Origin of the sequence: Candidatus Enterococcus courvalinii (genome assembly GCF_017315945.1) — a bacterium.
Taxonomy (GTDB): domain Bacteria; phylum Bacillota; class Bacilli; order Lactobacillales; family Enterococcaceae; genus Enterococcus_B; species Enterococcus_B courvalinii.
Window position 1 is genome coordinate 88124 of record NZ_JAFLWI010000003.1, and the last position, 6486, is coordinate 94609.

The window sequence follows — 6486 nt, forward strand, 5'->3', positions numbered from 1 at the left end:
CTCCTATTCTAGCTTCGAGCGATCACCCATTGAGTAATCTGAGTCTTCCGCTAACTTAAATTCATCTTTGATTGGATCAGTCACATAGACTTTTCCTTCTTTGGTAACAAAAATAGCATTTGTTCCATTGTCCAATTCTTCAACATAAGATAACCCTTTTTTCACACCCATTGAGAAAACAGCTGTTGAAAGACCATCCCCATCAATTGATTTGTTTGTGATGATTGTCACACTAGCAATATCATTATCAAAAGGATACCCTGTTTTAGGATCAAATAAATGATGGTATTTCACGCCATCTACTTCCAAATAGCGTTCATATATGCCTGAAGTGACCAATGTTTTATTTTTTTCTTTGATTGTTCCTAAGACAGAACCGCGAGCAAGATTAGGATCCTGAATACCCACATTCCAATCTTGATTTTTTCCACGAGGACTATGTCCCAAAACATACACATTTCCACCTAAATCAACAATTGCTGTTGTTACACCATTATCTTTAAGTACTTTGATAACTTCATCCGTAATATACCCTTTAGCAATTGCACCTAAATCAATGATCATTCCTTTTTCTTTTAAGTAAACAGTTTTCTCTTCATCGTTTAATTCAATTTTATGATAGTCAACTAATTTTAAAGCTTGATCAATTTCTTCTTGCGATGGCTTTCTTGCATCATCAAAACCAATGCGCCAAAGTTGTGTTACTGAACCAATTGCCATGTCAAATCCGCCACGAGAATCTTCACTGTACTCATATGCTTTCTTTATAAGTGAATAAACATCATCAGAAACTTTAACAGGTTTAATACCTGCCTGTGCATTCACTTCATCAATTTCAGAGCCTGATTGATTGATCGTAATTTTATCGCCCAATTCTTTGACACGATCAAAGGCTGGTGTTAATACAGACTCTTTTCCTTCATCATACACTCGTATTCGTACATAAGTTCCTAACAAGAATTTTTCTTGTGCATATGGTTCACTCAAAATTCCTTTTGCTAGTTTATCACTATTCACTGTCTTTTCAGATGATGAACCACAACCAACTAGTGCAACTAAAGTACATACGGCTAGTAAGGAAAGTAGTAATTTTTTTCGCATAATTTTCCCCTTTTTACTTATTCTTAAGTTATCATACCTTCTTTTTTTCTAAATGAAAAGGTCGTCATCAAAAAGAAAGAGGCTGATCTCAATTAAGTGATCAGCCCGTCATCATTTCTTGTTTAATTATTTAGTTACGATGTTGTCAACTTCAATTGTCGTTGTGTCGCCTTTTTCAGCAGCATTGATCAATTGTTGACCATACATAATAAATGAATGTGAGCTATGTGTAGCGCCTGTTACTACTTCTACATCAGCTGGTGAACCGTCTTCTTCACCCATCACTTTAACTAATTCTTCGTTTAGTTCTGGGATGTATGTTTCTGGAGCAGTTCCGCTTTTTTCTTTCATTGATTTGTTGTACTCTTCATCATCTTGTTTTGATTTTCCATCTGCATTGATGTAATCAAAGTTTGATTTTGTAACTTTACCGTCAGCTACAGTTAATTCAAATGTTGTACGGTAACCATTTTTTTCATTTTTTTCTTCTAATGTATAAGTGCCGTCTTTCAAGTCAGCACCATTATCAATTTCAATTGTTTCTGTATTTCCAGCTTGAGCAGCTTGAACTAATTGTTGAGCGTAGTTTTGGAAGCTTTCTGATGAGTGAGTTGCTCCTGTTACTACTTCTACATCACCTGGGTTTTGTGCTTCAACAAATTTTTCATTTAATTCAGGAATAAATGCTTCTGGATTTGTGCCAGATTTTGCTTTCATATTTTTATTGTAATCAGCATCTTCTTGTTTTGATTTTCCATCTTCATTTACATTGTCATAGTTTGATTCAGTGATCTTTCCATCTTTAACAACGATTGTGAACACTGTACGATAACCATTTGAATAATTTTTTTCTTCTAATTTATATGTGCCATCTTGTAATTCTCCACCTGCAATTACAGTTGCAGTTGATTCAGTTGTTGAACTTTGTGAAGATTGTGCAACTGAAGACTCTGAAGTTGAACTATCTGAACTACTGTTGTTATCTGCTCCACAAGCTCCTAATACCAAGGCTGAAAACGCTAAAACAGCAAATCCAGTTACAAAACGATTCTTTTTCATTATTAACCCACCAATCCCTTTTTATAATTCTTATAAATAATTTGTGATTCATTATACATTCTAATGAATCACACCAATAAGTCAACCGTTTTCTAAAAAAAATAACATGAATATATAAATCGTTTTCTTTCAGTAATTTTCGTGAAAAAAGCGCTTAATAATCTTTTGATTAAAAAATGGAAAAGGAGTTAGACAAATTTACATAACGTATATATAATGTAAAAGGATTGTGTAATAATTATCAAACTGAAATGTTTACTAAGGAGCGGATTATCAATGACAAAGCAAAATATTGTCGTTGTAGGTGCAGGGTATGCCGGTGTGTCAGCAACAAAATTACTGGCAAAAAAACTTAAAAAAGAAGACGTAACGATCACTTTGATTGATCGCCATTCTTATCACACTATGATGACAGAACTACATGAAGTTGCCGGAGGACGTGTTGAGCCAGAAGCCATTCAATATGACTTACAACATTTATTCTCTCGCCAAAAAAATGTGCAGTTAGTTACCGATACAGTAATTGGTATCGACAAAGAAAAGAAAATTGTTAAAACAAAGCTAGGTACTTATCCATTTGATCAATTGATTTTAGGTATGGGTGGCGAACCAAATGATTTCGGAACTCCAGGAGTGAAGGAACATGGATTCACACTTTGGTCATTTGAAGACTCAGTAAAAATTCGTGAACACATTGAAACAACTGTTGCTAAAGCTGCAATTGAACCAGATGATGCTTTACGAAAAGCAATGCTAACATTTGTTGTCTGTGGTTCTGGATTCACTGGGATTGAAATGATTGGTGAATTAATCGATTGGAAAGCTCGTTTAGCGAAAGACTATAAATTAGATCCAAATGAAATCACTTTAATGGTGGTTGAAGCAATGCCAACGATTTTAAATATGCTTGATCGTAACGACGCTGCTAAAGCAGAGCGTTACTTACAAAAACATCAAGTTGAGTTGTTACTAAACTCTCCAATCGTTGAAGTTGATGCCGATCATATTAAATTAAAAGACGGACGCCAAATTCCAACACACACATTGATTTGGACAGCTGGTGTCAAAGGTACAACTGATGCTGCTGACTTTGGTCTTGAAACAGCTCGTGGCCAACGTCTTGTTGCTAACGAATACATGCAAGCTAAAGGATACGAAGATAAAAACATTTATATCATTGGAGACTTGGTATTTTATGAAGAATTTCCAAATACCCCAACTCCTCAAATTGTTCAAGCAGCTGAACAAACAGGTCATACTGCTGCTGCTAACATCGTTGCTTCTATTAAAGGTGGCGAGAAACATAAATTCAAAGGAAACTATCAAGGATTTATGGTTTCAATCGGTGCTAAATGGGGCGTTGCAAACTTATTTGATAAAATTCATTTAAGCGGATTTTTGGCTATTATCATGAAACATATCGTCAACTTGAAATATTTCTTTGATATTCGTTCTGGTTACTATATGTTCCAATACTTGATGCATGAATTCTTCCATATTAAAGATGATCGTAATGTTGCTCGTGGACATTCTTCACGCTACGGAAATGTTTTGTGGAGTGTTCCACTTCGCGTTTTCTACGGATTGGTATGGTTTATCGAAGCTGGCAAGAAAATTGTTGGTGACGGTGAAGTACTAAAACCTAGCACTTGGTTTGGTGAAGGTTCATGGTTCCAAGGAAATAGCGTATTCCCTTGGACATGGGAATACAATGTTGCAGATGTAGCAAGTGGTGCATCTGCAGCCGGTGATGCAACAACAGCTGCAAGTGGTGCTGGTGAAGCAACTGCGGAAACTGCCACACAAGCTGCGCATTTTGGTTTAAGTTATGCTTATGGTGAACAGCCAATGGCCGTTATCGAAAAATCACCAAATTGGTTTACAAAAATCATGCAATTTATTATGCCAAATAATGATGTTGCAATGTTCTTCCAAAAATTTATGGTCTTCTTCGAAATTGCTTTAGCATTAGCATTGATTGCAGGATTATTTACATGGTTATGTAGTGCAACAACAATCGTTCTTGTCATTACTTTCTGTCTATCAGGTATGTTCTATTGGGTAAACATTTGGTTTATCTTTGTAGCATTCGCACTTATGAATGGTTCTGGTCGTGCAATTGGTTTAGATCGTTGGGTCATCCCATGGTTACAACGTACACTAGGTAGTTGGTGGTATGGTAGACCAAAAGCTCGCTACGGCGAAAAATAAAATGATTTTAGAAGAAAGTTCTAGGGAAGCCTAGGACTTTCTTTTGTTCCTATGCTAAAATTGGAGCAGTTATTCTGGAACAAGGAGGTCAATTACAGAATGAAAGATTTTATCAAAAAAAGTTTACTCAAACCATGGGATATTTTCATCATTATGCTTTTGATTGTCCTTTCTTTTTTGCCAATTATTATTTTTGGTAGTCAACAAAGCCAGTCTGTTGCAGAAAAAGAAGCTGTTTTACGCGTAGATGGAACAGAAATCAAAACGTTTCCTTTAATCAGTGGAAATAAAAGCTATACTTACACATATACAGATGCAGATGGCGACTACAATATTATTGAAATCGCCGGTGATAAAATACGAATGAAAGAAGCAGATTGTGGGGATCAAATTTGTGTTCGTCGGGGGTGGGTAACGAAAAACGGCGAAACAATTGTTTGTTTACCTCATAAATTAGTGATCGAAGTTCGATCAACAGACGGGAGTGAGGAAGACAGCTTGATTTACTAGCTGGAAAAATTATGAGCAAACTACAAAAATTAATTTATATCTCCTTACTCGTGGCTCAAGGAGTCATTATTGGTTTGTTAGAAAATATGATTCCTTACCCGTTTGCTTTTGCTCCTGGAGCAAAATTAGGATTAGCAAATTTGATTACCATCGTAGCTATTTTTACAATGAAAAAAAGAGATAGTTTCCTCTTGATTTGGTTGCGGTTATCTCTAACAACTTTACTTGGTGGAACAATTTCAACGTTTCTTTATAGTATGAGTGGTGCTTTATTGAGTTACTTTGGAATGCTTTTGATAAAAAAATTAGGACCAAAACGTGTCAGCATTATTGGAATCAGTGCTACAGGTGGTTTTATGCATAATGTAGGTCAATTAGTCACTGCGTCCTTTATTGCTCAATCCTGGACAGTTATGCTGTACCTACCTGTCCTTTCCATTTTTGGCATTTTATCTGGAATCGCAATTGGTATTGCCGCAAATTATTTACTACAGCATGTCCAAACACTTCAACGATTCCAACTGGATTATGAACGGGAAACCAAACAAAAATGGAGCCCAGTGTTTTTAAAAAAATAATCGTTATACGAGGAGTTTTTTATGAATCTACATCCAATGTGGAAAAATTATCCAACTTTAGCTTTAGAACTAGAAGCTACGTTAATCAAAATGGAAAAAATCATCAACCTTAAAAATAAACCTGTCGAACAAGCAATCCGCGAAACAATTCATGCTGGTGGAAAGTTGTTACGACCAGCGTATCAATTACTTTTTTCACAATTTGGTTCAGAACGTGATCGTGACAAAGCAATCTCACTTGCTGCGTCAATTGAAATGTTACACACAGCAACACTCATCCACGATGATATCGTCGATGAATCAGATTTACGTCGTGGAAAGCCCACTTTACGTAATCAATTTGGGAACACCGTTGCCGTATACGCAGGCGATTATTTATTTGTCTGTTGTTTCAAGTTATTATCAGACTACTCAACATCACTTAAAAGTTTACAACTTAATTCAAGAAGTATGGAAAAAGTCCTTGATGGCGAACTTGGACAAATGGATGACCGTTATCAATACAATTTATCTGTAAAAGAATATTTAGAAAATATCTCAGGAAAAACAGCTGAACTCTTTCAGTTAAGTTGCTTTATCGGTGCCTATGAAAGTGGTACATCTGAATATTTTGCTAAAAAAGCAGGTGAAATTGGCAAAAATATCGGACTTGCCTTTCAAATCATTGATGACATCTTAGATTACACACAGGATAGTGAGAAAATTGGTAAACCTGTTTTGGAAGACATGCGTCAAGGTGTTTACTCGCTACCATTGATTTATTCTTTGCAAAAGGAACAGGCTGCTTTACTCCCATATCTAGAAAAAAGAGCGAATATGACCCTTGAAGACGTCAATAAAGTCCGACAACTAGTTCATGAATTTGGCGGTGTCAAACAAGCTCAACAACTAGCTACTAAATATACAGAGGCTGCTCTGAAAGACATTCAAAAATTACCTCAAACAACGGAGCAAACCAAAGAAAATTTATTAACTTTAACACAAACGATCTTGACTAGAACAAATTAAAAACGTTCAAGCAAAAAAT

Annotated in this window: 6 protein-coding genes; 4 read left to right on the forward strand and 2 right to left on the reverse strand. The window is 35.7% G+C overall.

All coding sequences use genetic code 11. The features are described 5' to 3' along the window. Positions 1-3: 3 nt before the first annotated feature. Positions 4-1101 (reverse strand): FAD:protein FMN transferase, encoded by a 1098-nt coding sequence (locus JZO71_RS03115; protein ID WP_206898141.1) that lies wholly within the window; start codon positions 1099-1101, stop codon positions 4-6. A 126-nt stretch (positions 1102-1227) separates the two neighbouring features. Continuing rightward, a complete protein-coding gene (gene pplA / locus JZO71_RS03120; protein WP_206898142.1) occupies positions 1228-2160 on the reverse strand; it encodes an extracellular electron transfer flavoprotein PplA in 933 nt (310 codons plus the stop codon). Positions 2161-2436: 276 nt separating this feature from the next. On the opposite strand from pplA, the gene JZO71_RS03125 reads away from it, so the two are divergent. From JZO71_RS03125 to JZO71_RS03140, 4 genes are all read left to right on the forward strand, one after another. Further along, positions 2437-4371 (forward strand): NAD(P)/FAD-dependent oxidoreductase, encoded by a 1935-nt coding sequence (locus JZO71_RS03125; protein WP_206898143.1) that lies wholly within the window; start codon positions 2437-2439, stop codon positions 4369-4371. Between the two features lie 99 nt (positions 4372-4470). Beyond that, the gene (locus tag JZO71_RS03130; protein ID WP_206898144.1) at positions 4471-4881 is read left to right on the forward strand and encodes a NusG domain II-containing protein; all 411 of its coding nucleotides are present in this window, start codon (positions 4471-4473) and stop codon (positions 4879-4881) included. A gap of 11 nt (positions 4882-4892) precedes the next feature. After that, positions 4893-5459: a Gx transporter family protein gene (locus tag JZO71_RS03135; protein ID WP_206898145.1), complete on the forward strand. Its 567-nt coding sequence runs from the start codon at positions 4893-4895 to the stop codon at positions 5457-5459. Between the two features lie 21 nt (positions 5460-5480). After that, the gene (locus JZO71_RS03140; protein WP_206898146.1) at positions 5481-6467 is read left to right on the forward strand and encodes a polyprenyl synthetase family protein; all 987 of its coding nucleotides are present in this window, start codon (positions 5481-5483) and stop codon (positions 6465-6467) included. Positions 6468-6486 lie beyond the last annotated feature (19 nt).

What these genes read in the sequence shown, in the direction of transcription:
- JZO71_RS03115 (WP_206898141.1), bottom strand. Translation starts at nt 1,101, where the DNA reads ATGCGAAAAAAATTACTACTTTCCTTACTAGCCGTATGTACTTTAGTT.
- pplA (WP_206898142.1), bottom strand. Translation starts at nt 2,160, where the DNA reads ATGAAAAAGAATCGTTTTGTAACTGGATTTGCTGTTTTAGCGTTTTCA.
- JZO71_RS03125 (WP_206898143.1), top strand. Translation starts at nt 2,437, where the DNA reads ATGACAAAGCAAAATATTGTCGTTGTAGGTGCAGGGTATGCCGGTGTG.
- JZO71_RS03130 (WP_206898144.1), top strand. Translation starts at nt 4,471, where the DNA reads ATGAAAGATTTTATCAAAAAAAGTTTACTCAAACCATGGGATATTTTC.
- JZO71_RS03135 (WP_206898145.1), top strand. Translation starts at nt 4,893, where the DNA reads ATGAGCAAACTACAAAAATTAATTTATATCTCCTTACTCGTGGCTCAA.
- JZO71_RS03140 (WP_206898146.1), top strand. Translation starts at nt 5,481, where the DNA reads ATGAATCTACATCCAATGTGGAAAAATTATCCAACTTTAGCTTTAGAA.